We start from the raw sequence: 20,431 nt of genomic DNA on the forward strand, positions 1-20,431 counted from the left end.
CCCTGTTTTTCGAGAGTGAACTTGCGGGATAGAGGAACCACGTTCCGCTTCACCTACCTACAAGATGACAAAGAAACAACATAAAGGAACGATGTTCCGCTTAAAATAATGTTCCATCATAAACAACCTAATGACACCCTCGAAAACTCATCCCGCTAGCCATAAAGACTAATTCATCATCGGAGAAAACCCTGTGTGCGCAACACATTCACTCTGCCCGCCAACCCTTATGCAGGATGCACTTCAAAGACCCCTGCGGCGCCCATCCCCCCGCCGATGCACATTGATACAACACCATACCCGCCGCCTCGCCGCTGGAGCTCATGGATTAAGCTCGTTGTCAGCTTCGCACCTGTACAACCAAGGGGATGGCCAAGCGCAATCGCGCCGCCGTTCACATTAACAAGCTCCTCGTTTAAGCTGAGCTCGCGTATAATATGAACGCATTGCGAAGCGAATGCTTCATTGATTTCGTAAAGGCTCACTTGATCCTGCGTAATACCAGCCATATGCAGCGCCTTCGGAATCGCCTTGACGGGACCGACACCCATGATTTCCGGCTCCACACCGGAAAGTGCGAAAGCGCGAAACGTCGCCAGCGGCTTCAGTCCGAGCGCCTCTGCCCGCTCACGGCTCATCAGCACCGCTGCCGCTGCGCCGTCCGATGTCTGCGACGCGTTCCCCGCCGTCACCGTGCCGTTCAAGCTGAATGCCGGCTTCAGCTTGGCAAGCCCTTCCACAGACGTATCGGGGCGAACGCCCTCATCCGTGTCGAACACGAACTTCTTCTCGAACGCTTTACCGCGTTCGTCCACACCCTTTACGCTCGTGCCCACCGGCACGATCTCCTCCCTGAACTTGCCGGCTGCAATCGCAGCAGCAGCCTTCTGATGGCTGCGCGTCGCGAAGCTGTCCTGGTCTTCGCGCGAGATGCCGAAGCGGCGAGCCACTTCTTCGGCGGTATGTCCCATGCCCATATACACCTCGGGCATGTCAGTCACTAGCTGCGGATGCGGCGAGAGCTTGAAGCCCGTCATCGGGACGTGGCTCATGCTCTCTACGCCTCCGGCGACGACCACCTCCGCGCAGCCCAGCATGATGCGCTCCGCCGCATAGGCAATAGCTTGCAGCCCGGAGGAGCAAAAGCGATTGACCGTGATCGCCGGCACGGTCACCGGAAAGCCCGCATACAGCGACATCGTGCGGGCGAAGTTCAATCCTTGCTCGCCTTCTGGCATCGCACACCCGATAACGATGTCCTCGACATCGCCTTTATCCAGCCCAGGGACTCGCCGGATGGCTTCTTCCAGTACCGCTTTGCCAAGATCTTCCGCCCGTGTCTGGGCGAAGCTTCCTTTTTTCGCGCGACCAACCGCTGTGCGTGTAATCGATACAATAACGGCTTCCTTCATCGGTATCACCTCATTATGAATTCGAATTTAATTGCGAAGCGGCTTCCCTTGGCTCAGCATGTATTGCATCCGCTGCTGCGTTTTCGGCTCCCCGCACAGACTGAGGAACGCTTCACGCTCAAGATCAAGCATGTATTGCTGTGTGACAAGTGTACCCGCCGGTACATTGCCGCCAGCCAACACATGCGCAAGCTTGTTAGCGATAAGATGGTCGTGGTCGCTGATGTAACCGCCTTGACGCATCGTATAGGCGGCTATTTGCATCACCGCTTTGCCATTTTCTCCAACAACGCGGAGTTTTTCTTGTGGCTGAGGCGTATAGCCCGCTTGCTCCCAACGAAGCACCGCCTGTTTGGCTTCGAAAATACGATGATCCGGATTCATGACCACGGTATCTTGCGCCCGCATGTAGCCGAGCCGTTTCGTATCATGACCGCTGGTCGATACTTTGGCCATCGCAATCGTTTCAAAGACTGAATTCATGAATGGCTGGAGATCAACTTCGGGATCCTGAATGTGCTGGCTTGCTCGCAGCGTGAGTTCTTTACACCCTCCGCCTGCCGGAATCAAGCCAACGCCAACCTCTACGAGTCCAAAATACGTTTCCGAGGCATACAGAATTTGGTCAGCAGGCATGCAAGCCTCTACACCGCCGCCCAAGGTCATTTTGTGGGGAGCCGCAACAACCGGTTTTTCCAAGCCTTTGAGCGTCATCATCGAATTTTGAAATAACCGGATAATGCCATCTACTTCATCCCACTCGCCATCTTGCGCTTCCATCAGAAGCAGCATGAGATTCGCGCCTACGCAGAAGTTTCTGCCTTCGTTCGCAACGACTAAGCCCCGATAGTTGCTGCGCACTTCGTCAACGCTTTGCTGTATCATGGTCAAGATATCAGCGCCAATGGCATTGTTCGGAGAATGGAATTCCAGACATGCGACCCCATCGCCTATATCGATCAAGCTCGCTCCGCTGTTGGAACGTATCACTTTGTTTTGCTGTTTCAGCGCTTGCAGCGAAATGATTTCAGGTCTCGCTTCCAGACCGCGATACTCATTTTTCAAATAATAGAAGAGCTGGCCATCACGTTGTTGATAAAAGTTTTCATGCCCCTCGGCAATCCATTTTTTGACCCATGCCGGAACGGCGCTGCCCTCCTCTTCCATTCGTTCCACAGACCGTTTCAAGCCGATGGCATCCCATGTTTCGAATGGCCCCAAATCCCAGTTAAAGCCCCATTTGAGCGCATGATCGATCTCAACGATGGAATCTGCGATCTCACCTAGCTTTTCTGCCGAATAAATCAGTACCGGTTTTAAAATGTTCCACGCTAGATCAGAATAACGATCTTTCGCGCTGAGAAGCGCCTTCAGCTTGGCTGCGGTCCCCTTCGCTTGTCTGGATGCCTCCAAAGAGGCAGCGCTTATTTTACGGTTAACGGTGTATGTCATGGTTTGCAGATTGAGTGTTTGAATTTCTTTGCCTGCTTCCGAATGAACCTTTTTATAGAAGCCTTGACCTTGTTTCTCGCCGGTCCAGCCTTTAGCGACCATATTGCGCAGAATGTCTGGGGTGTTAAACACCTCTTTCTCAGCAGGGTCTGTGACAAGATCAAACACATTGTTCGCAACATGGACGAACGTATCGAGGCCGACCAGATCGAGCGTGCGAAATGTAGCGCTTTTCGGACGGCCCATAGCGGGGCCAGTAACGGCGTCTACTTCTTCAACCGAATACCCCTTCGCAAGCATCTCGCGCAGTGTGACCAAGAGGCCGTATGTGCCAATCCGGTTAGCGACAAAATTAGGTGTATCCTTCGCTTGAACGACGCCTTTGCCCAGCTTTTTTTGGCAAAAATCAGTAATATAAGTGACGATCGCCGGGTCTGTCTGCTCGCTCGGAATCACTTCAAGCAATTTCATATAGCGTGGCGGATTAAAAAAATGCGTGCCTAGGAAATGTTTCTTAAACTCGCTGCCCGCATGCTCCACCATGGCATGGATCGAAATGCCCGATGTATTCGAAGAAACGATCGTTCCCGGCTTCCAAACCGTTTCGATTTTGGCAATCAGCTGCTGTTTAGCTTCTAGATTCTCTACAATCACTTCAATGATCCAGTCTACTTGACTGAGTTTTGCCAAATGATCCTCCAGATTGCCAGGCGTCATGCGTTCAGCAAAAGCCTCGCTATAAAGCGGAGCCGGATTTGTCTTTTTCAGCTTTTCAATTGCGGAGACTGCAAAACGATTTCGCACCTTGGGATGTTCAAGCGATAGACCTGCCGCTTCTTCTTGCGGCAATAATTGCGTTGGAACGATGTCGAGCAAGTACACTGGAATGCCCGCATTCGCTAAATGAGCAGCGATACCGGAGCCCATCACTCCAGAGCCGATAACGGCCGCTGTACGGATTATTGTTGTCATTTGGGATTCAGCCTCCTAAGAGTTTTTCGTTAGAAAAACTTACATCGTAAGCATATGCTTGAGTTTTCACCAGAAAACTTACTTCGTAAGCATATGCTTGAGTTTTCGCCAGATAACTGGTTACCTAAGCATATGCGGAGTGCTACAAGGTTTTTTCCGGTGTGCCAAATACGGACAAGGCTAAAATTTCAGCGATATCTCTCGCTTTCACCTGATCTTCAGCCCCTTGCTGTTTCGTACCATCCTCCACCATCGTTAAGCAATATGGACATGCTGACGAGATCACTGTCGGGTGCACAGTCAGCAGTTGCTCCGTTCGCGCTGTATTGACGCGTGTGCCTGCCGTTTCTTCCATCCACATCATTCCGCCGCCAGCACCGCAGCACATGCTGTTCTCACGGGATCGTGCCTGTTCAACCAGTTCAACGCCAGGAATCGCTTTAAGCACATTGCGCGGTTGTTCATACACCTCGTTGTAACGTCCCAGGTAACAGGAGTCGTGATAAGTAATTCGCTCCCTAACTTCGAATCTAGGCTGGATCCGCCCTTCCCGCACCCACAAATCGAGCAGCTCTGTATGATGAAAGACTTCCGCCTCCAGCCCAAATTCCGGGTATTCATTTTTAAAAATATGATACGTATGCGGGCAAGCCGTTACGATTTTCTTAATGTTGTACTTTTGAAAAATCGCAATATTGTCCGCACACAGCTGCTGGAATAAGAATTCATTGCCCATACGCCTAGGGGTATCCCCTGAATTTTTCTCCTCATTTCCCAGAATGGCAAAGGAAACACCAGCTTCATTCATCAGTTTAGCGAATGATTGCGTTATCTTGCGGCTGCGATTATCATAGGAGCCCATGGAGCCAACAAAAAACAAATAGTCAAAGGATGTGCTCTCCTTCACGGTTCGCACGCCCAGTTCATCATCCGGATCCACGTCTTTGAGCCATTTGGTACGGTCATTTCGGCTAATCCCCCATGGATTTCCTTGCCTTTCAATGTTTTGCAAAGCACGCTGGCCATCTTGCGGCATACTGCCTTGCGTTAAGACGAGATGTCTTCGCAAATCGATTATTTTATCGACATGCTCATTGCCGACAGGACATTGATCCTCACAATTTCGGCAAGTTGTGCATGCCCATAACTCCTCATCCGTGATAACGCCGCCGATCATTTCAACTTCCAGCGGATTGTGTTCACGATGAGCTGCAAAGGCGAACGCCGGCACCCATGGCGATTTGGATGTGATCGCAGCTCCTTTTTCCGTGAGATGGTCGCGGAGCTTCGTAATCAGATGCATAGGCGACAACAGCTTCCCCGTCGTATTGGCAGGGCACACGCTCGTACATCGGCCGCACTCCACACAGGCATAGAAATCGAGCATTTGCTTTTGCGTAAATTCCTCTATTTTGCCAACACCGAATGACTCGGCATTTTCGTCTTCCAAGTCCAGCGAAGCTAGCTTGCCGACAGGCTCCGTCCGGCGGAGCAGAATGTTGATCGGTGCCGTAATAATATGAAAATGTTTGGATTGCGGCACATAGATCAAGAAGGTTAAGAGGATCAACAGATGCGCCCACCAGCTTACATAGAACCCTGCTGTTGCCGCCGCATGCGATAAACCGCTGAAAGCAGCGGCGAATAAGGACGAAATCGGCGCATATGCGGATGCTGCCAACCCTTCGCTTACTCTTTCAAAGCCGGCACTCAGGACAACCGACAACATCAGAAAGAAGATAAAGAACACAACAATACTTGGTTTCCAACCTCGCTTCAGGCGTTTCAATTTCTCAACATAACGCCGATAGGCGGCATACCCCATCGCCAGCAGGATGAGAGCGACCGTGATTTCCTGAATAAGAGTAAAATAGGCATAGCCGGGTATTGGTAACCCTCGGTCAATTAATCCTTTGAGAATCAGATCGAGAGCGCCCAGCTGTAAAATAATGAATCCATAAAAGATGGCGATATGCATGATTCCGCTCTTTTTATCCTTCAGCAGTTTCGACTGTCCGAACACCTGAATAGCGAATTCCTTCAGGCGGGCTTTCGCCTCCCTCTTGAAGTTCACTGATTTTCCAAGCCGAATGTACAAATACCGGTGATACACAACTCTGACAAACAGATAGACCGCACAACCGGAAACGGCAAGGAACAGCACAAATTGAATAAGTGAACCGGTCATTGGAATCGACCCTCCTTGAAATCGTTTTCACTCCACCATCGTAAAAAAGCATATTCAAAAGGATCCAATATCCATTCATGAAAAATGCTTCTTCACTGCTGCCGGTACCCGTAAACCCGCTTACTTGCTTCTTCATGCACAATAAGTCGTTGACAAGGTGTAGACCGTATTTTATGATAAAATCACAAAATGAATGAGTATTCATTCACCAATATCCGTATCTTAACACCGAGGTGATTCCCTTGACAAGTAGCAAAAAACCAGACAAATATTACGCGATTCTCGAAGGCGCTCTTCAAGTTTTTGCCGAGAATGGCTATCACAAATCCCAGGTGTCGCGCATCGCGAAGGAAGCCGGTGTTGCTGATGGCACGATCTATCTGTACTTCAAAAAGAAGGAGGATATCTTAACGAGTCTTTTTCAAGAGAAGCTTGGCGAGCTGGTAGAAAAGTTCAATACCGGTTTGAAGGATGAAATGACTGCAAGAGAAGCACTTCTTAAAGTGTGCGAAATTCACTTCTCGGAACTGGAAGCGAACATTCCTTTGGCGTACGTCACACAAATCGAACTGCGGCAGAGCGATCTGGAACTTCGCAAAGAGATTGGCCTTGCTTTAAAGAGATATATTGTGCTCATTGAAAATATACTGGAAAAAGGCAAGAAAGACGGCAGCTTCCGTTCAGATATCGATGTGAAACTGGTTAGGCTCCTGATTTTCGGAGGGATGGATGAAGTCGTCACTTCCTGGCTGATTTCCGGACAAAAGTATTCCTTGTCGGCTCAGGTTATTCCAACGATTGATTTTTTCTTGCGCGGCATCGAGTCTTGAATCCCTGTCTATCATGTATATTCAGAAAGGAGCTTGGCTATGGACATTTTTGTATTGGTGAAGCAAACGTTCGATACGGAGGAGAAGATTGCCCTGCAAGCCGGGGCAGTTGTCGAGGATGGCGTGAAGTTCGTCATTAATCCTTATGACGAATATGCAGTCGAGCAAGCGATCCAGATACGCGACGATTCGGGCGGTAAAGTGACCGTTCTCTCCGTTGGCCCTGAGCGCACAGCCGAAGCGCTTCGCACCGCTCTAGCCATGGGCGCTGACGAGGCGGTGCTGATCTCCGACGAACGGATTCAAGGTGATGAATACGAAATTGCTGAAATTATAGCTGCTTATTTGCGCGAGCAATCATTTGATTTGCTGCTAGGCGGCAATTTCTCTGTCGATAACGGTGCCGGCCAGATCGCCATCCGATTAGCTGCACTGCTTGGGCTGCCGCATGTTGCTTCCATCACAAAGCTGGAATTTGCGGATGGCAATGCCACTGCTCATCGCGATGCCGAGGGAGATGTAGAGGTTGTCGCGGTCCCTCTCCCCGCCCTATTTACCGCGCAACAAGGCTTGAACGAGCCCCGTTATCCTTCTCTGCCCGGTATCATGAAAGCAAAGAAAAAACCGTTTCAGCGCATCACGCTGGATGATATTGGGGCTACGGGGATAACCGCAAAAACGAAGCGCATAGATCTTGCGCTCCCTCCCGAGCGCAGAGCCGGACGCATTCTTAAAGGCGAAATAGCTGGGCAAGTGACTGAGCTGGTGCAAGCGCTGCGAAACGAATCCAAGGTGATTTAACAAAGGGAGGTTAGTTCTATGGCAAAAACGTTCCTTGTTGTTGCAGAAAGCCGTGGCGGCAAGCTTCGGCAAGTATCTTTTGAAACGTTGCGTGCGGCGCAGCTTTCCGCTAATAACGATGATTCCATCGTTGCCGTACTGCTGGGCGGAGCGGGCACCGCCACGCTAGCTAGCGAGCTCGCCGCTTATGGTGCAGATAGCATCTATGTCGTTGAACATAACGCGCTGGACAGCTATAGCTCAGAAGCCTATTTGAAGGCGCTGCTGGCGGTCATCGACATCGCAGACCCCCGCGCTGTTTATTTTGGCCATACCGCGGTTGGCCGGGATTTGGCGCCGCTGACCGCGGCGAAGCTTGCAGCTGGACAGCTCTCGGATGTTACCTTAATCGAGCGCAGCGGCAATAGCGTGGAGTTTACACGCCCGCTTTACGCTGGCAAAGCCGTGGAAAAAAAAGCGTTTACCGACCCTGACGGACCCTGGGTCGTCACGATAAGACCGAACAACATCGCGCTCTTGGCGCCGGACGCTTCGCGTCAGGCTGCGGTAATCGATGTTGCTTACCCCGTTTCCTCCCTGCGCTCCATCGTCAGGGAGGTCATAAAAAAAACGTCCGGCGCCATCGACTTGGCCGAGGCCAAGATCGTCGTCTCCGGCGGACGGGGCGTGAAGAGCGCCGCTGGCTTCCAGCCGCTCGAAGAGCTGGCTGCCGTCTTGGGCGGCGCTGTCGGGGCATCCCGCGGAGCCTGCGACGCGGGATACTGCGAGTACGCGATGCAAATCGGCCAAACCGGCAAGGTGGTGACGCCGGAAATCTACATCGCGTGCGGCATTAGCGGCGCCATCCAGCATTTGGCGGGGATGAGCTCTTCGCGTGTAATCATCGCGATTAACAAGGACCCCGAGGCGCCGATCTTCAAGGTAGCCGACTATGGCATCGTCGGCGATCTGTTCGAGGTCGTGCCGCTGCTGACCGAGGAATTCCGTCGTTTGCTGCACTAGCAGGCGCGCAAATAAATTCACATCGTCAAACTAATCTTCTCAGTCCCCCGCCTCCAGTTAGCTTTCATGTGTAAAAAGACCTCCCGTTCCACTTCATCAGCGGAATTGGAGGTCTTTTTATTCGCATCTCGGTTTTAATCCTTCTTCCTCATCTGGAATCTGCTGAATACTGCTTCAACTCTGGATCGTACAAACTCAATCTTGAAATTCCTAAGACCATTCAATTAAACTAGATTGAAAAATGAAGAAATCGAGGTTCTCTTATGACCACAACGCCAACAGATATCGTACGCCATTTTTTTGAAAAAGTTCGCTCCGGCCTAGAGCCCGACACCGCAAAAAATTATATGGCTGATCAGGTACTTGCTCATCAAGTCACCTCGGAGCAAGAGACCACAGTTCACCGGACACCCGCCAATTATGCAGACCACGTTCGTGAGATGCTTGAAGCCTACGGCTCTTTTAAACTTGACATTCAGGAATGGATTGCGCAGAACGATCGTGTTTATGTACGTTGGAAACAGACGGGCACACATCAAGGTGAAATCGATGGCTTCGCGCCAACTGGCAAAACGATCGTTGAAATTGCCAGCGCCGTCTATCGCGTAGATCAAGGTAAAATCGTAGAATATTGGATTCAGATCGATCGTGCCGGTATCCGCGCCCAACTGGAAAGAAACGGCTAGTTGCGATCCTGCACAAACTATAGACTCCCTCCGATTACTGCATCTTTTGCATGACAAGAATAGAGGCTCATGCGGAACTGAGAGCCTCTATTCGTAAGGAATGCGGCAATTTTATACAGGTGAAGGGAGCTACAGAACGCTATTCCTCGTTTTAAGCCGCCGACATCACCTTATATGCTCTAATAAGGCATCGCTGTTCCGCAAAGAGCTGTTTTATCCATCTATCTTCCAAATTAACGAACTCACGTTCCGTTCGGTCTTGTACTCGGTCGAGTGTCTCTTGCCGTGTACTCGGTTTATGTCCCACATCAGTATACTCAACGAACTGCCGTACTAGTATGTTCGATCAAAGGAGCAGCGTTGTCTCTAGCCCACGATTTGCTTTTCGAGCCAGCCAACTATATCCCGCATCACTTCATCCCGATTTATTTCATTTAACATTTCATGGCGCCCGCCAGGATACAACTTAGAGCTGACGTCCTTCATACCAAGCTCCTTGTACATATGCACGAGCCTTCGGACTCCTTTCCCATTCCCTCCTACCGGATCATCTTCCCCCGAAAATATGAAAATCGGCAAATCCTTGGGGATGCGGCGCACATGGTCAGAGCGGTGAATGTCTCTCAGCCCTTTGAAAAAGTCTCTGTAATACCCGGAAGTGAAAATCACTCCACAGTAAGGGTCGGCTTCATACACATCGACTTCCTTCTCGTCTCGGCTTAGCCAATCTGAGCCCGTGCGATTGGGCGCGAACTTTTTATTATAAGTACCAAAAGAAAGCGACGTAAGCAGCATGCTGCGATGATGATCGCCGCGAAGGGCGGCTTCCAGGGTTGCAACTGCAATTCCTGCGCTCAACGCAGCGCCCTGTCTCCCATTTGAACCTGATAAAAGAATGCCTTGCACATGATCCGGGTGTTCATTCACGTAGGAGCCCATGTAATACTGCGTTAAGAACGAGCCCATACTATGCCCGAGCAAGAAAAGCGGTATCTCATCGCCATATATGGCTTTGAGATGACTTGTCATACCCCCCATATTCTCAGCCATGCAATGAAAACAATTTTTACAGAACAATCCAACTTGATCAGGGGTTCCAGCGGTTAAGCCATGACCCAAATGATCGGGCGCGTATACCGCGTAGCCCTGCGCCGTCAATACCGCTGCAAACCTTTCATAGCGAGCGCCTGTTTCCGACATGCCATGGGATATTTGAACAATCGCCTTAATCTGTGTCTGTTCATCCGGCAGCCATTCGTACACATAGACATCTGTTCCCACAGCATCTTTCCAAATAAAGTTCAGCTTGCGCATACCCCGGGTTCCCCCATTATGTTTAATTTCCTTTAGTATACTGCTTCTCCCTCATGAAAACAGCCCTCTTTCCAGGAAAGAGGGCTGATCAATCAGCGCAAATCTACGCTTTATTCGATTGTTTTACTGTTTTAACCGCGACTAGCGGGGTCTGGGCGGATGCAGAATCAAACCGCTTTCTCTCTGTTTTATCGATTTGGGCAATTTTTCCGTCGTGCACAACAATTTGTACGGAACCGTATTCCAATCCATTTAACATTTGTTTAATTCGTTCTACCCATACCTCATCTAATTCTAGTGGTTTCGCCATCTGAATTCCTCCGCTCCTTTAGATCGTCCAATCGTTCCATTCTTTTTTCCTTTTTTGTATGAAAGCTAGCCAATTTGACGTTTTTTCCAGTAATTCTCTGGTTGCTCCTGATGTCGAGTACGTATGATCGGCTTGATAAATAAGTTCAATATCGCATTGTCCTTCTTTTCGCATCCAGAACATTTTCTGATACAACGGCGCGTAATCAACAGGGATCATATCGTCGGCAGTTCCGTGTATCACAAGAACATCGCCATTAAATTTACGAAGCTGCTCGAATGGCTGATGCCTGGAGAGCGAGTCAAAATAACGGCTTGTTAATGAATAACCATGATGATCAATAGCTCCACCTTGCGGTAATTTCTCATATTCACCCTTGCCGACAATGCGCACAATATCATTATGCGGATGAGCGACAGCCGACCAGAGCACTAACGTTTTAACTCGATGATCCTTTGCTGCCGTTAATAAAGCAGCTGCCCCACCCAGACTGTGCCCAACCAAGATGACTCTGCTGAGATCGACGCAATCAATCGTCAGCGCGTAGTCGATTACGCTTCGGGTCTCCTCTATCAGCACATCCAATCCGCCTGTACCATAATCACCTGTGCTTTCTCCACATCCTCCATAGTCGAACCGAAGAACAAGGTAGCCTTGTGAACTGAACTCGCGAGCTGCTTTCACAAACAACCGATCCACGCCAATCCGGCTTCCAATAAAACCGTGACAGATGATAATGAGCGGCCAACGCTGACAATCCGTTTGATCGGCTCCTTGTTGATTCGTCGGGTAGTGCAGCGTTGCGGCCAACTCAGCGGTTTCGCTTTGTATTGTGATTGCATGCTCCATTGTATTGACTTCCTTTCGCTGTGTTTTATATGAACCGGCCGAGGGATCAAGCCTCCTTAACCAGTATGTCAGGGCTCACCCAAACTCCATCGCTAACGATTAGCGTTTCCAGCTCCAGGGAACGATATCCGATTAACAACTCCTCTCCATTAACCATCTCCATAATTGAATGAATGAGCTGATAAGTCTGAATAGCTGATGTCGTTCTTCTCCGGTAGTCCGGTGGATGATAATAAATAATTCCGATAAGATTAGTAAGATTTATTTATAAAGCTATATTAGCATCCCCCCTGTATTGGTGTCAATCCTGCTTTTAGCAAATTTTTGAAGATTTTTTTAGGATGACTGGAAAACACAAAGAAGCCCGGCATTCTTGGATGCCACGCTCATCTTTGCAACACTTATATAATCTGACTGGCTATCTTCCCTTGATCATAACGTCTGTCCGCTGTCTACAGTGATGATTTGTCCTGTCATTGCTTCTTGTTCCAAAGTCGCGCAGATGAACCGTGCAATATCCTCAGGCGTGGCGATGCGCTGCAGCAGCAGCGTAGGACTTAGCCTTTTCATTTGTTCTTCCCGTCCTGCCCACCATCTAGTCGCAACGGCTCCTGGCACTACGCTGCAAACTCGAATATAAGGGGCCAATGCATGTGCTAACGATTTCGTCAAACCATGTACGGCTGCCTTGGATACTGCATAGGGAAGCGACGAACCCACACCAGTTAAGCCAGCTATGCTTCCCACATTGACAATAGCGCCCCCCTTGTTCAATTTCATATAAGGAGTAACGGCGCGCGCGCAGTAAAACATCCCTTTCACATTGACATCATACAGTTCATCCCAAGCATCATCTGTAGCGGCTTCCAGATCATCAAGAGGAATATGCCTGGTAATACTGGCATTGTTTACGAGTAAATCAACAGTCCCAAATCGCTCTATTATTTGAACGACCATCCTGCGCACCTCGCTATCTCGAGAAACATCCGCCTGAAAGGCTGCGGCTTGACCGCCTTGATCACGTATCATTTGTACCGTTTCTTCCGCTTCCGATTGTGACCGTGAATAGTTCACAGCAATGAGGGCCCCCCTTTCAGCCAATGCAAGGCTGGTCGCCCTCCCAATCCCTGTGCCCCCTCCAGTAACAAGCGCCACTTTATTGTTCAAATTCATGTTTAATCACTCCTCTTCTCTTTCTTGAGATTTATTGTATAGCAAGCACTTAATTGTGTATAATTGAATTCTATGAATCGTAAGTTCAATAATTTTGAATTTATAAATCGAGGTGCGCAAATGGATCTTAGAACGCTGAAAACATTTCAATTCATAGTAGCTTTAGGAAGCTTCCAGCGCGCTGCAGACGAAATGAACTATGCACAATCCACAGTCACGATGCAAATGCAAAAATTAGAGTCCGATCTCGGTGTACAGTTAATTGAGCGGGGCAAAAACTTTCGATTAACCGAAGCCGGGAGACTGTTCCACGAACAGAGTGTGCGAATTGTGAAAGATCTTGAACAATTACAAACGAGCATGATGGATTTGCAGCTTGGCGAAGCGGGACATTTACGTCTTGGCATTACGGAGCCTGCCGCCAGTTATCGATTGCCTCGCATTTTGGGCGGTTTTTTATCGCAATATCCAAAAATTCAGATTGCTGTAGATATCGCAAGCACACCGGTGTTAAGCGAACGTATTCTCCGCGGCGACCTCGACTTAGCCATTTGTTCAGCACCCGAGATGGGAACAAATCTTTATTTCGAACCTTTGTACACGGAGGAATTCGTCCTTCTGATGCCGGATCTCCATCCCCTTGCCCAAAAAGCAATCATTTCGCCAGAGGACATTCGGGAGTATCGCCTGCTCATCACATCAGCCACATGTCCATATCGCAAAAAATTAGAGATCGTAATGAAAGAAACTGGCGGCAAACCTTTAAATACGATGGAGATTAGCAATATGGCTGCGTTGAAATACTATGTCGAATGCGGACTTGGCATCGCCTTAGTACCACGAATCCTTCTAAATCCGGCCGCTGATGGTACGACAGCTCGACCTCTGAGCAGCCCTGTGTTGGACATGAATTGCGGTTTGCTTTGCAAGGCTTCCGACTATCCATTGGAGCTGGCGAGCGCGAAACTTTTTCAATTTCTCAAACAAGAACTGCGCGAACTGTGAAGTCAACTGAAATCTGGTTGGCCGAACTTGCGCCCCTCAAATAAAAAAGCTAACCCTGCTGCTAGATGCTGCCTAGCCAGGGTTAGCTTTTTTGGTATTTCCTTTTTATAGCAAAAAAGGCTCAATATCTGACAAATGCTCGACCGTTACATCTGGTGAAACGCCATTGCAAGGAACAGGCTGTTCACGTGCCAACCCCTGTCTGACCCAGATCGTGCCCATCCCAAGCGAATAGGCGGGAACAATGTCGTTGTCGATGCGATCGCCAACCATGATGGCCTGCTGGGCTGAACATCCCGCCTCGTTTAGCGCCATATGAAAAAAATTAAGATCAGGCTTCGAAATGCCTGCTTCGGCTGAGGAGCACACAACAGCTATATGTTGGAGCAATCCATATTGTTCTAACCTATCTGACGTACCGGCGCTTTGATTGGCAATAATGCCAATCTTGTAGCGATTAGCAAGCCGCGCAAGCAGATCTTTTGCTTCAGGAAATGGATGTTCCAGATGCTTCTCATACTTCATCCGGCTGCGTATGTAAGACCGATCCTCATCAGAAGTAATGCACGTTTCCATCAACAATCTCATCGGTGACGGATGCAGCGCTTTAAAACCATCATTAATTCCTGCATAGACGGACTCTTTCGTAACCCCATATCCTCGTTCATTGGCAAATCGGACAAATTGCTCGATGCTGCTGCCTAACGGCTTGGTTTCATCCACCAGAGTGTCTCCAATGTCAAAAAAGATCCACTCGATCTTGCTTGTATCCAACATGGCGCCTCCTCATTTTGACTAGAAAAGACTCCCGCCTCTTTACAAGGGGGAGCCATTCTGATCTATTCAACCGCGTCGAACTCGAAACCTGTTCACAAATTGTTTATATGGATAGTATATCGTACAACCAATGCAATAACCAAGCAATGCGGCTCCGGCAGCCAATAACAGGAATCCTGCGAATATGTAACCGACCACTCCCCAACCAATAGCAAAAAAGATAAGCGCAAGCGTTAGAAATAAAACAGCTAACGAGTTATTAAAGCGCGTCAGCTCCTCTGCCTGCGTTTTAGACGGATTGACGGTGATAAATCGTTTGGAAATCCACACAAATAGATTCCATTGCCCGCCAAGCACGAATCCAAACACTTGAATGATCCATAACAAAGCAATCAGCCATGGCTGAAAAAGAGCGAAAGATAAGATGACAAAGATAACAATGCCTGTTTGATTGGCCTTCACATAGGCAAGTGGCACTTCCTTCATACATTCCCTCCTATCTACGTCTACTATGCATAATTTTAGTGCGTAGCGCGCATCCGCTGGAAAATGACATAAGATCCGTCTGCGGAAGCGGTAGACTTCCTCCCCTTACCCCAGCCGATATTCTCTTTGTAGCTGCCTAGCAAACCTTGATCCACCAGTTTCAATTCATCCACCGGGATGGTCTGCTCGGCAAGCGGAGATACGTAAAGGGCATCGGTCGGGCAATACAATTCGCACATAAAGCAGCTCTGGCAGTCGGATTGTCTGGCGATGACCGGAATGCCCCCGGCTACCGCCTCGAATACATTCGTCGGGCATACCGAAACACATTGATTGCAGGAAATGCAGCGTTCTTTACTTAACAATTCAATCATTATACAGCAGCCTCCCTTTGCGTAAAATGAGAAGGCTGTTCGATAAGCGGCTTCGCCCACGTGTTTTCCAGCCCTCCGCTAAGGATCCTGTAGTGCTGCGATGGGTCCACGCCAGGGAAATCCTCGCGGCGGTGCATACCGCGGGTTTCTTTTCGCTCAAGCCCGCTTGTATACATCCATCTTGCTGTTGCAAGCATAGCAGCTGCTTCCCTTACTCGAACCACATTGCCGTCGCTTGCTTGAACGCCTTGCTTCAACTCGTGCCACAGATGATTCAAACGATCAAGTGATTTCTCCAACCCGTCACCAGTACGGAACCAATTGCGATCATATGGAAAAACCTCATCCTGAACACTTTGAATAATTTCTCTCGTATCTGGCGCGTCGGAGCGATTCGTCGCAGCTTTCGGCACGCCGGAAGCTTCAGATAATCCTTTTGCCTGACGATTGCTTGCTTGTGCGCCCTGTTTCAACGCGTACCTTGCCGCAGCTTCGCCGGACCAATAACCGGATGACATGGCCCAGGCTGCATTATGGCTGCCTCCGCCTGTAAACCCGCCGCAAATCAATTCACGCGTTGCGGCGTCTCCTGCTGCATAGAGACCGGGCACTTTCGTCGCACAAGTTTCGTCGACAATATGAATGCCTCCCGTTCCTCGAACGGTTCCTTCAAAACGAAGCGTGACGGGAAACTTTTGCGTAAACGGATCAATTCCCAACCTGTCAAAAGAGAGGAAGAAGTTTGGCTGCGCTTGGCGCATGGCTTGTTTCACAATGTCATCCGCTTTATTAATTTGCGCATATACAGGCTGTGTCAATAAAGTTCTTGCGATGACAGAACGGCCTCTCTGCGAACCGGCACCCTCAATAACTCGACCATCCTCATAATAAAAAGTAGCCCATGTATAGAACGCCGACTTCGTTACCGGCGAAAACGCTGGCGCCAGCGAATAGGCTGTCGAAAACTCCATGCCCGAAAAATCAGCCCCAGCCTCAGCCGCTAGCAAATAACCGTCTCCAGTTAGAACGTTCGTCCCGAGGGCCTTGCTCAGAAATGCGCAACCTCCCGTCGCAATAACGACCGAAGCCGCGTCAACCCTCCATGTCTCTTTCGTTTGGTTGTTTACTCCCGTCGCACCTGCTACGCCGTGTTCATCAGCCAGCAGCTCTAACGCGGGGCTATGGTCCAAGATACGCACGCCTGCTTTCTGAACCTGTTTACGCATTAGCTTCATATATTCAGGGCCTTGCAAGCTCTTGCGATGAGAAGCCCCTGTTTCATCCACAGGGAACGGATAGCCCCATGCCGCAATCTGATTCACATTGCTATAGGTTTGATCTAGCACCCTTTTCATCCAGCCCCGATCTGCCAAATAACCCCCTAACGCCTCCCTGCTCTTCATGGCTTCTTCCCGTTCATTTGGATTCGGGTTTACATACCAAACCCCTGTTCCCGAAGGAGCTGTAGCCCCGCTTGTTCCGCAATATCCTTTATCTACAAGGACAACCTTTGCCCCTTCTTTCGCAGCTCTCAGTGCAGCCCATGTTCCTGATGGACCGCCGCCAATAATCAGTACATCTGCTTCTAACTTCAAATTGATTTCACTCACCACTCTTACCTCCCTTGGCATAATCGTACATAAACAAAAAGACTCCCTATTCCTGCTATGTCCAACTAAGCAAGATAGGAAGTCTCCAGTCGTCTGGTAGACTTAAATATGTATATGATCTAATCCATACAATTTAACTCGGAATTAATATGGCTTAATATTATCACCGCTTCCTCATCTCGTCAATGCATATTTTCTCGCCTTTTGGTGGTATGTCTGGCTAGACAGCCTCTTTTCCCCCTCTTTTCAGAATTGAATTAATGACATTATATTGAAAGATCCCATTACTTTTACTTTTTTTGGGACAAAGCATCTCATCTTCAACTATAAATTATTACAATTCTTATTGACAAAAGCGCCAGCAAGCTGATATATTCATTGTATTATTCCGAGTAAAACACTATGATTAATAAATTTAGGCGGTGTAACGTGAGTAACAATCTATTTAAAGCTACGGTTCGCTCTGTGCTAATTGGCTATTTGATCGTACTTCTGCTTCTGCCAATCGCTTCGATCTATGTGAAAGGATTTTCACTTGGCTGGCAGCCGTTTTTAAAGGAAGTAACAGGTCCTTTAGCCTGGAAGTCCATTTTATTGACTGTGAAACTCAGCATCCTATCTACCTTGATAGAAGCTGTAGTCGGCACCATTATCGCTTATGTGCTCGTCCGGTATTCGTTCCGTGGCAAAAGCATTCTCAACAGCATGGTCGATCTTCCTTTCTCGCTTCCGACCTCTGTCGCAGGACTGATGTTCTTGACCTTACTCGGACCTAAGAGTCCCCTGGGCATATGGCTCGATCACGCAGGAATCCCGCTGCTGTACAATCAGACTGCGATTGTAATCGGTCTTGTATTCGTCACTTTCCCCTTTGTAATCCGAACTGTACAGCCTTTACTTGAGCAGCTAGACCCAGGGGAAGAACAAGCCAGTTTTACACTCGGTGCCGGAAAATTCTATACGTTCTGGAAAATCATCTTCCCTGCGATCTTCCCGGGCATTATTGCCGGAAGCATGCTCGCATTCTCAAGATCACTTGCCGAATTCGGCGCCATCTCGCTTATTTCAGGCAATTTACCTGGCAAAACGATGGTCGCATCCGTTTATATATACGGTGAAACGCAAAACTATAATCCGGAAGGCGCAGCCGCAATTTCCATTGTGCTTCTGACCTTATCTCTGGTTATTCTATGGATCATTAATGTCCTGACTCGTGGAAAGGGGCGGCTAGCATGAGAAGACTTCTAATCGGCATTTCCTTTCTCGTCATCTTTCTTCTAATTATATTGCCTTTTCTTGGAATCTCCTTTGGTGCCTTCCAGGAAGGGATTGAGCCATTCTTCGCATCACTTGTTCGTCCTGAAGCGATTCATGCAATGTATATCTCACTGCTCATAGTCGTGATCGTTACTGTACTCAATACCATAGTGGGTGTCTATCTTTCTATAGAACTTGTTCGCGGCTCCTGGATATCGCGCTGGCTGAAACCGCTAATCAATGCATTAATCGATCTCCCTTTTGCGGTATCGCCTATCATCGTTGGTTTGATGGTCATCCTGATATTCGGGCCAAATACAGCATTAGGCACATTCTTTGAAAACCATCATGTGAAAATCGTTTATGCGCTGCCCGGGATGATCCTCGCGACCATGTTTATTACATTTCCATTAATGGTTCGAGAAGTAGTGCCTCTTCTGGAAGAAATCGGCACGCAATCCGAAGAAGCCTCAGCTACATTAGGCGCTAGTCCATGGCGGACTTTCACGCAAATTACCTGGCCCTCCATACGTTGGGGAGTGCTATATGGTCTCATTCTTACTATCGCCAGATCGCTCGGAGAATTCGGTTCGATCTTAGTCGTTTCCGGTAATATTATTGGTCAAACCCAAACAGCGACTACACTCGTTTATCAAGATGCAGAAAATTTTAATACGGTTGCAGCTAACAGTCTTGCTTTCGTTCTTGGACTTATATCGATTGCTATTTTGCTAGTGCTTGAATGGATGAAACATCGCAGTGAACGATTGCGCAGTTAGTTTTTGGACACAACTCAGCGAAATTAGGAGGAACCAATGATGCATATTGAAGTGAAAAACCTAAACAAACATTTCGGGCCATTTCATGCGATCAAAGATGTGAACTTCAGCATCACCAAGGGTCATCTTGTCGGTCTGATCGGGCCAAGCGGCGGCGGTAAAACGTCCATCCTTCGGATGTTATCGGGTCTCGAAAACCCTACGACAGGCGACATTTTCTTTGATGGAAAGCAAGCTACCAACCTTTCCGTACAGGAGCGCGGCATCGGCTTCGTCTTTCAAAACTATGCGTTATTTAAACACATGACAGTCTTCGATAACGTCGCTTATGGATTAAAAGTATTAAAAAAGCCCAAAGCTTTCATTCAGGACAGGGTAACCTATCTGCTAGGTTTGATGGGCTTAGCCGGAAGCGAACGGAAGTACCCGCACCAGCTATCTGGCGGCCAGCGACAGCGTGTTGCTTTCGCCAGAGCGCTTGCTCCAGAGCCGCAGCTGCTACTGCTCGATGAACCTTTCGCTGCGATTGATGCGAAGATCCGCAAAGAGCTCCGGCTGTGGCTGCGCAATCTGATCGACGAATTTAAAGTAACGACGCTATTCGTTACGCACGATCAGGATGAGGCCATTGAGGTTGCCGACGAAATTATCATTGTTCAGCAAGGTAAAATCGAACAGCAAGGCAGCCCCTGGGAAATATACACGAAGCCTGCGACCTCATTCGTCGCTTCCTTCATCGGTGAATCCAACGTCATTGCCGAATATGCTCCGCTTCATGGCTTCCCTTACCTGGATGAAGTCCAGCAAGACGGCAAATGGTTGCCGGACGTGAACGTCCTGGTACGCCCAGAATCGATTGAAGTCAGAGCTCATGATACAACTCAGCTAGCTACAGCGGGCGAAACAGGCAAAGTAACCCATGTTCATTTCCGCGGTGACTCTTGGTATTTGGAAATTGAAACCGGGTCCCTCAAGCTTTTTGCTTACCAATCCGTCAAAGAAAAACTGTATCAGCCAGGCGATGAAGTGAACATCTTGATCCATCAAATTTCTGTGTTCACGAAAAGCGAGAATAAAATACTTGAAAATCAGGCTAAACAAGATCCTATGCCTGTTTTTATATAATAAACGTACACATATGAAGGGGAGTTGGA

The 20,431-nt window shown here is 48.7% G+C and carries 19 protein-coding genes; 8 read left to right on the forward strand and 11 right to left on the reverse strand.

The genetic code is table 11. The annotated features are described in order from the left end of the window. Positions 1-227 precede the first annotated feature (227 nt). The 3 genes from ABRS97_RS06250 to ABRS97_RS06260 all read right to left on the reverse strand — a co-directional run bounded on the left by ABRS97_RS06250 (position 228) and on the right by ABRS97_RS06260 (position 6,024). Complete coding sequence (locus tag ABRS97_RS06250; RefSeq protein WP_367812087.1) at positions 228-1,412, reverse strand: acetyl-CoA C-acyltransferase; 1,185 nt, start codon at positions 1,410-1,412, stop codon at positions 228-230. 27 nt (positions 1,413-1,439) lie between these two features. After that, entirely contained in the window at positions 1,440-3,836 is a 2,397-nt protein-coding gene (locus ABRS97_RS06255; RefSeq protein WP_367812089.1) for a 3-hydroxyacyl-CoA dehydrogenase/enoyl-CoA hydratase family protein, read from the reverse strand. A gap of 142 nt (positions 3,837-3,978) precedes the next feature. After that, the gene (locus ABRS97_RS06260; RefSeq protein ID WP_367812091.1) at positions 3,979-6,024 is read right to left on the reverse strand and encodes a (Fe-S)-binding protein; all 2,046 of its coding nucleotides are present in this window, start codon (positions 6,022-6,024) and stop codon (positions 3,979-3,981) included. 242 nt (positions 6,025-6,266) lie between these two features. On the opposite strand from ABRS97_RS06260, the gene ABRS97_RS06265 reads away from it, so the two are divergent. The 4 genes from ABRS97_RS06265 to ABRS97_RS06280 all read left to right on the forward strand — a co-directional run bounded on the left by ABRS97_RS06265 (position 6,267) and on the right by ABRS97_RS06280 (position 9,343). After that, the gene (locus ABRS97_RS06265) at positions 6,267-6,854 is read left to right on the forward strand and encodes a fatty acid metabolism transcriptional regulator FadR (protein ID WP_367812093.1); all 588 of its coding nucleotides are present in this window, start codon (positions 6,267-6,269) and stop codon (positions 6,852-6,854) included. A gap of 39 nt (positions 6,855-6,893) precedes the next feature. Then, positions 6,894-7,655 (forward strand): electron transfer flavoprotein subunit beta/FixA family protein, encoded by a 762-nt coding sequence (locus ABRS97_RS06270; protein WP_367812094.1) that lies wholly within the window; start codon positions 6,894-6,896, stop codon positions 7,653-7,655. An 18-nt stretch (positions 7,656-7,673) separates the two neighbouring features. Further along, positions 7,674-8,657 carry an electron transfer flavoprotein subunit alpha/FixB family protein gene (locus tag ABRS97_RS06275; RefSeq protein ID WP_367812096.1) on the forward strand — a complete coding sequence of 328 codons (984 nt, stop codon included), beginning with the start codon at positions 7,674-7,676 and terminating at the stop codon, positions 8,655-8,657. Positions 8,658-8,920: 263 nt separating this feature from the next. Further along, complete coding sequence (locus tag ABRS97_RS06280) at positions 8,921-9,343, forward strand: ester cyclase (protein WP_367812097.1); 423 nt, start codon at positions 8,921-8,923, stop codon at positions 9,341-9,343. A gap of 366 nt (positions 9,344-9,709) precedes the next feature. On the opposite strand, the gene ABRS97_RS06285 is transcribed toward ABRS97_RS06280, so the two are convergent. The 4 genes from ABRS97_RS06285 to ABRS97_RS06300 form a co-directional block, all read right to left on the reverse strand. Then, positions 9,710-10,657: an alpha/beta fold hydrolase gene (locus ABRS97_RS06285; protein ID WP_367812099.1), complete on the reverse strand. Its 948-nt coding sequence runs from the start codon at positions 10,655-10,657 to the stop codon at positions 9,710-9,712. 103 nt (positions 10,658-10,760) lie between these two features. Then, entirely contained in the window at positions 10,761-10,967 is a 207-nt protein-coding gene (locus ABRS97_RS06290; protein WP_367812101.1) for a YezD family protein, read from the reverse strand. Positions 10,968-10,985: 18 nt separating this feature from the next. After that, positions 10,986-11,816, reverse strand: a complete 831-nt coding sequence (locus ABRS97_RS06295; protein ID WP_367812103.1) for an alpha/beta hydrolase family protein — start codon at positions 11,814-11,816, stop codon at positions 10,986-10,988. A gap of 432 nt (positions 11,817-12,248) precedes the next feature. Beyond that, the gene (locus tag ABRS97_RS06300; RefSeq protein ID WP_367812105.1) at positions 12,249-12,989 is read right to left on the reverse strand and encodes an SDR family NAD(P)-dependent oxidoreductase; all 741 of its coding nucleotides are present in this window, start codon (positions 12,987-12,989) and stop codon (positions 12,249-12,251) included. A 120-nt stretch (positions 12,990-13,109) separates the two neighbouring features. On the opposite strand from ABRS97_RS06300, the gene ABRS97_RS06305 reads away from it, so the two are divergent. Further along, positions 13,110-13,994 carry a LysR family transcriptional regulator gene (locus ABRS97_RS06305; protein WP_367812107.1) on the forward strand — a complete coding sequence of 295 codons (885 nt, stop codon included), beginning with the start codon at positions 13,110-13,112 and terminating at the stop codon, positions 13,992-13,994. Between the two features lie 105 nt (positions 13,995-14,099). Here the strand turns inward: ABRS97_RS06305 and ABRS97_RS06310 are convergent, their stop codons facing one another. The 4 genes from ABRS97_RS06310 to ABRS97_RS06325 all read right to left on the reverse strand — a co-directional run bounded on the left by ABRS97_RS06310 (position 14,100) and on the right by ABRS97_RS06325 (position 17,262). Next, positions 14,100-14,771, reverse strand: a complete 672-nt coding sequence (locus ABRS97_RS06310) for an HAD family hydrolase (protein ID WP_367812109.1) — start codon at positions 14,769-14,771, stop codon at positions 14,100-14,102. A 66-nt stretch (positions 14,772-14,837) separates the two neighbouring features. Beyond that, positions 14,838-15,257: a DUF4395 domain-containing protein gene (locus ABRS97_RS06315; protein WP_367812111.1), complete on the reverse strand. Its 420-nt coding sequence runs from the start codon at positions 15,255-15,257 to the stop codon at positions 14,838-14,840. A 35-nt stretch (positions 15,258-15,292) separates the two neighbouring features. Beyond that, on the reverse strand, positions 15,293-15,631 hold the full coding sequence (locus ABRS97_RS06320) for a 4Fe-4S binding protein (protein WP_367812113.1): 339 nt from the start codon (positions 15,629-15,631) through the stop codon (positions 15,293-15,295). Then, positions 15,631-17,262 (reverse strand): FAD-dependent oxidoreductase, encoded by a 1,632-nt coding sequence (locus ABRS97_RS06325; protein WP_483312419.1) that lies wholly within the window; start codon positions 17,260-17,262, stop codon positions 15,631-15,633. The genes ABRS97_RS06320 and ABRS97_RS06325 overlap by 1 nt, the downstream gene beginning before the upstream one ends. A gap of 381 nt (positions 17,263-17,643) precedes the next feature. On the opposite strand from ABRS97_RS06325, the gene cysT reads away from it, so the two are divergent. The 3 genes from cysT to ABRS97_RS06340 are packed head-to-tail and all read left to right on the forward strand — an operon-like array spanning position 17,644 to position 20,402. Continuing rightward, positions 17,644-18,477 (forward strand): sulfate ABC transporter permease subunit CysT, encoded by an 834-nt coding sequence (cysT, locus tag ABRS97_RS06330; RefSeq protein ID WP_483312420.1) that lies wholly within the window; start codon positions 17,644-17,646, stop codon positions 18,475-18,477. Continuing rightward, positions 18,474-19,277: a sulfate ABC transporter permease gene (locus tag ABRS97_RS06335; RefSeq protein WP_367812118.1), complete on the forward strand. Its 804-nt coding sequence runs from the start codon at positions 18,474-18,476 to the stop codon at positions 19,275-19,277. The genes cysT and ABRS97_RS06335 overlap by 4 nt, the downstream gene beginning before the upstream one ends. 39 nt (positions 19,278-19,316) lie before the next feature. Continuing rightward, a complete protein-coding gene (locus tag ABRS97_RS06340; RefSeq protein WP_367812858.1) occupies positions 19,317-20,402 on the forward strand; it encodes a sulfate/molybdate ABC transporter ATP-binding protein in 1,086 nt (361 codons plus the stop codon). The last annotated feature ends 29 nt before the right edge of the window (positions 20,403-20,431 follow it).

The sequence above is a fragment of the Paenibacillus tabacirhizosphaerae genome (assembly GCF_040812395.1).
In the GTDB taxonomy this organism is placed as follows: Bacteria; Bacillota; Bacilli; order Paenibacillales; family NBRC-103111; genus Paenibacillus_E.

What these genes read in the sequence shown, in the direction of transcription:
- ABRS97_RS06280 (WP_367812097.1), top strand. Translation starts at nt 8,921, where the DNA reads ATGACCACAACGCCAACAGATATCGTACGCCATTTTTTTGAAAAAGTT.
- ABRS97_RS06250 (WP_367812087.1), bottom strand. Translation starts at nt 1,412, where the DNA reads ATGAAGGAAGCCGTTATTGTATCGATTACACGCACAGCGGTTGGTCGC.
- ABRS97_RS06310 (WP_367812109.1), bottom strand. Translation starts at nt 14,771, where the DNA reads ATGTTGGATACAAGCAAGATCGAGTGGATCTTTTTTGACATTGGAGAC.
- cysT (WP_483312420.1), top strand. Translation starts at nt 17,644, where the DNA reads ATGATTAATAAATTTAGGCGGTGTAACGTGAGTAACAATCTATTTAAA.
- ABRS97_RS06275 (WP_367812096.1), top strand. Translation starts at nt 7,674, where the DNA reads ATGGCAAAAACGTTCCTTGTTGTTGCAGAAAGCCGTGGCGGCAAGCTT.
- ABRS97_RS06335 (WP_367812118.1), top strand. Translation starts at nt 18,474, where the DNA reads ATGAGAAGACTTCTAATCGGCATTTCCTTTCTCGTCATCTTTCTTCTA.
- ABRS97_RS06340 (WP_367812858.1), top strand. Translation starts at nt 19,317, where the DNA reads ATGCATATTGAAGTGAAAAACCTAAACAAACATTTCGGGCCATTTCAT.
- ABRS97_RS06285 (WP_367812099.1), bottom strand. Translation starts at nt 10,657, where the DNA reads ATGCGCAAGCTGAACTTTATTTGGAAAGATGCTGTGGGAACAGATGTC.
- ABRS97_RS06295 (WP_367812103.1), bottom strand. Translation starts at nt 11,816, where the DNA reads ATGGAGCATGCAATCACAATACAAAGCGAAACCGCTGAGTTGGCCGCA.
- ABRS97_RS06325 (WP_483312419.1), bottom strand. Translation starts at nt 17,262, where the DNA reads ATGCCAAGGGAGGTAAGAGTGGTGAGTGAAATCAATTTGAAGTTAGAA.
- ABRS97_RS06300 (WP_367812105.1), bottom strand. Translation starts at nt 12,989, where the DNA reads ATGAATTTGAACAATAAAGTGGCGCTTGTTACTGGAGGGGGCACAGGG.
- ABRS97_RS06315 (WP_367812111.1), bottom strand. Translation starts at nt 15,257, where the DNA reads ATGAAGGAAGTGCCACTTGCCTATGTGAAGGCCAATCAAACAGGCATT.
- ABRS97_RS06290 (WP_367812101.1), bottom strand. Translation starts at nt 10,967, where the DNA reads ATGGCGAAACCACTAGAATTAGATGAGGTATGGGTAGAACGAATTAAA.
- ABRS97_RS06255 (WP_367812089.1), bottom strand. Translation starts at nt 3,836, where the DNA reads ATGACAACAATAATCCGTACAGCGGCCGTTATCGGCTCTGGAGTGATG.
- ABRS97_RS06320 (WP_367812113.1), bottom strand. Translation starts at nt 15,631, where the DNA reads ATGATTGAATTGTTAAGTAAAGAACGCTGCATTTCCTGCAATCAATGT.
- ABRS97_RS06305 (WP_367812107.1), top strand. Translation starts at nt 13,110, where the DNA reads ATGGATCTTAGAACGCTGAAAACATTTCAATTCATAGTAGCTTTAGGA.
- ABRS97_RS06270 (WP_367812094.1), top strand. Translation starts at nt 6,894, where the DNA reads ATGGACATTTTTGTATTGGTGAAGCAAACGTTCGATACGGAGGAGAAG.
- ABRS97_RS06260 (WP_367812091.1), bottom strand. Translation starts at nt 6,024, where the DNA reads ATGACCGGTTCACTTATTCAATTTGTGCTGTTCCTTGCCGTTTCCGGT.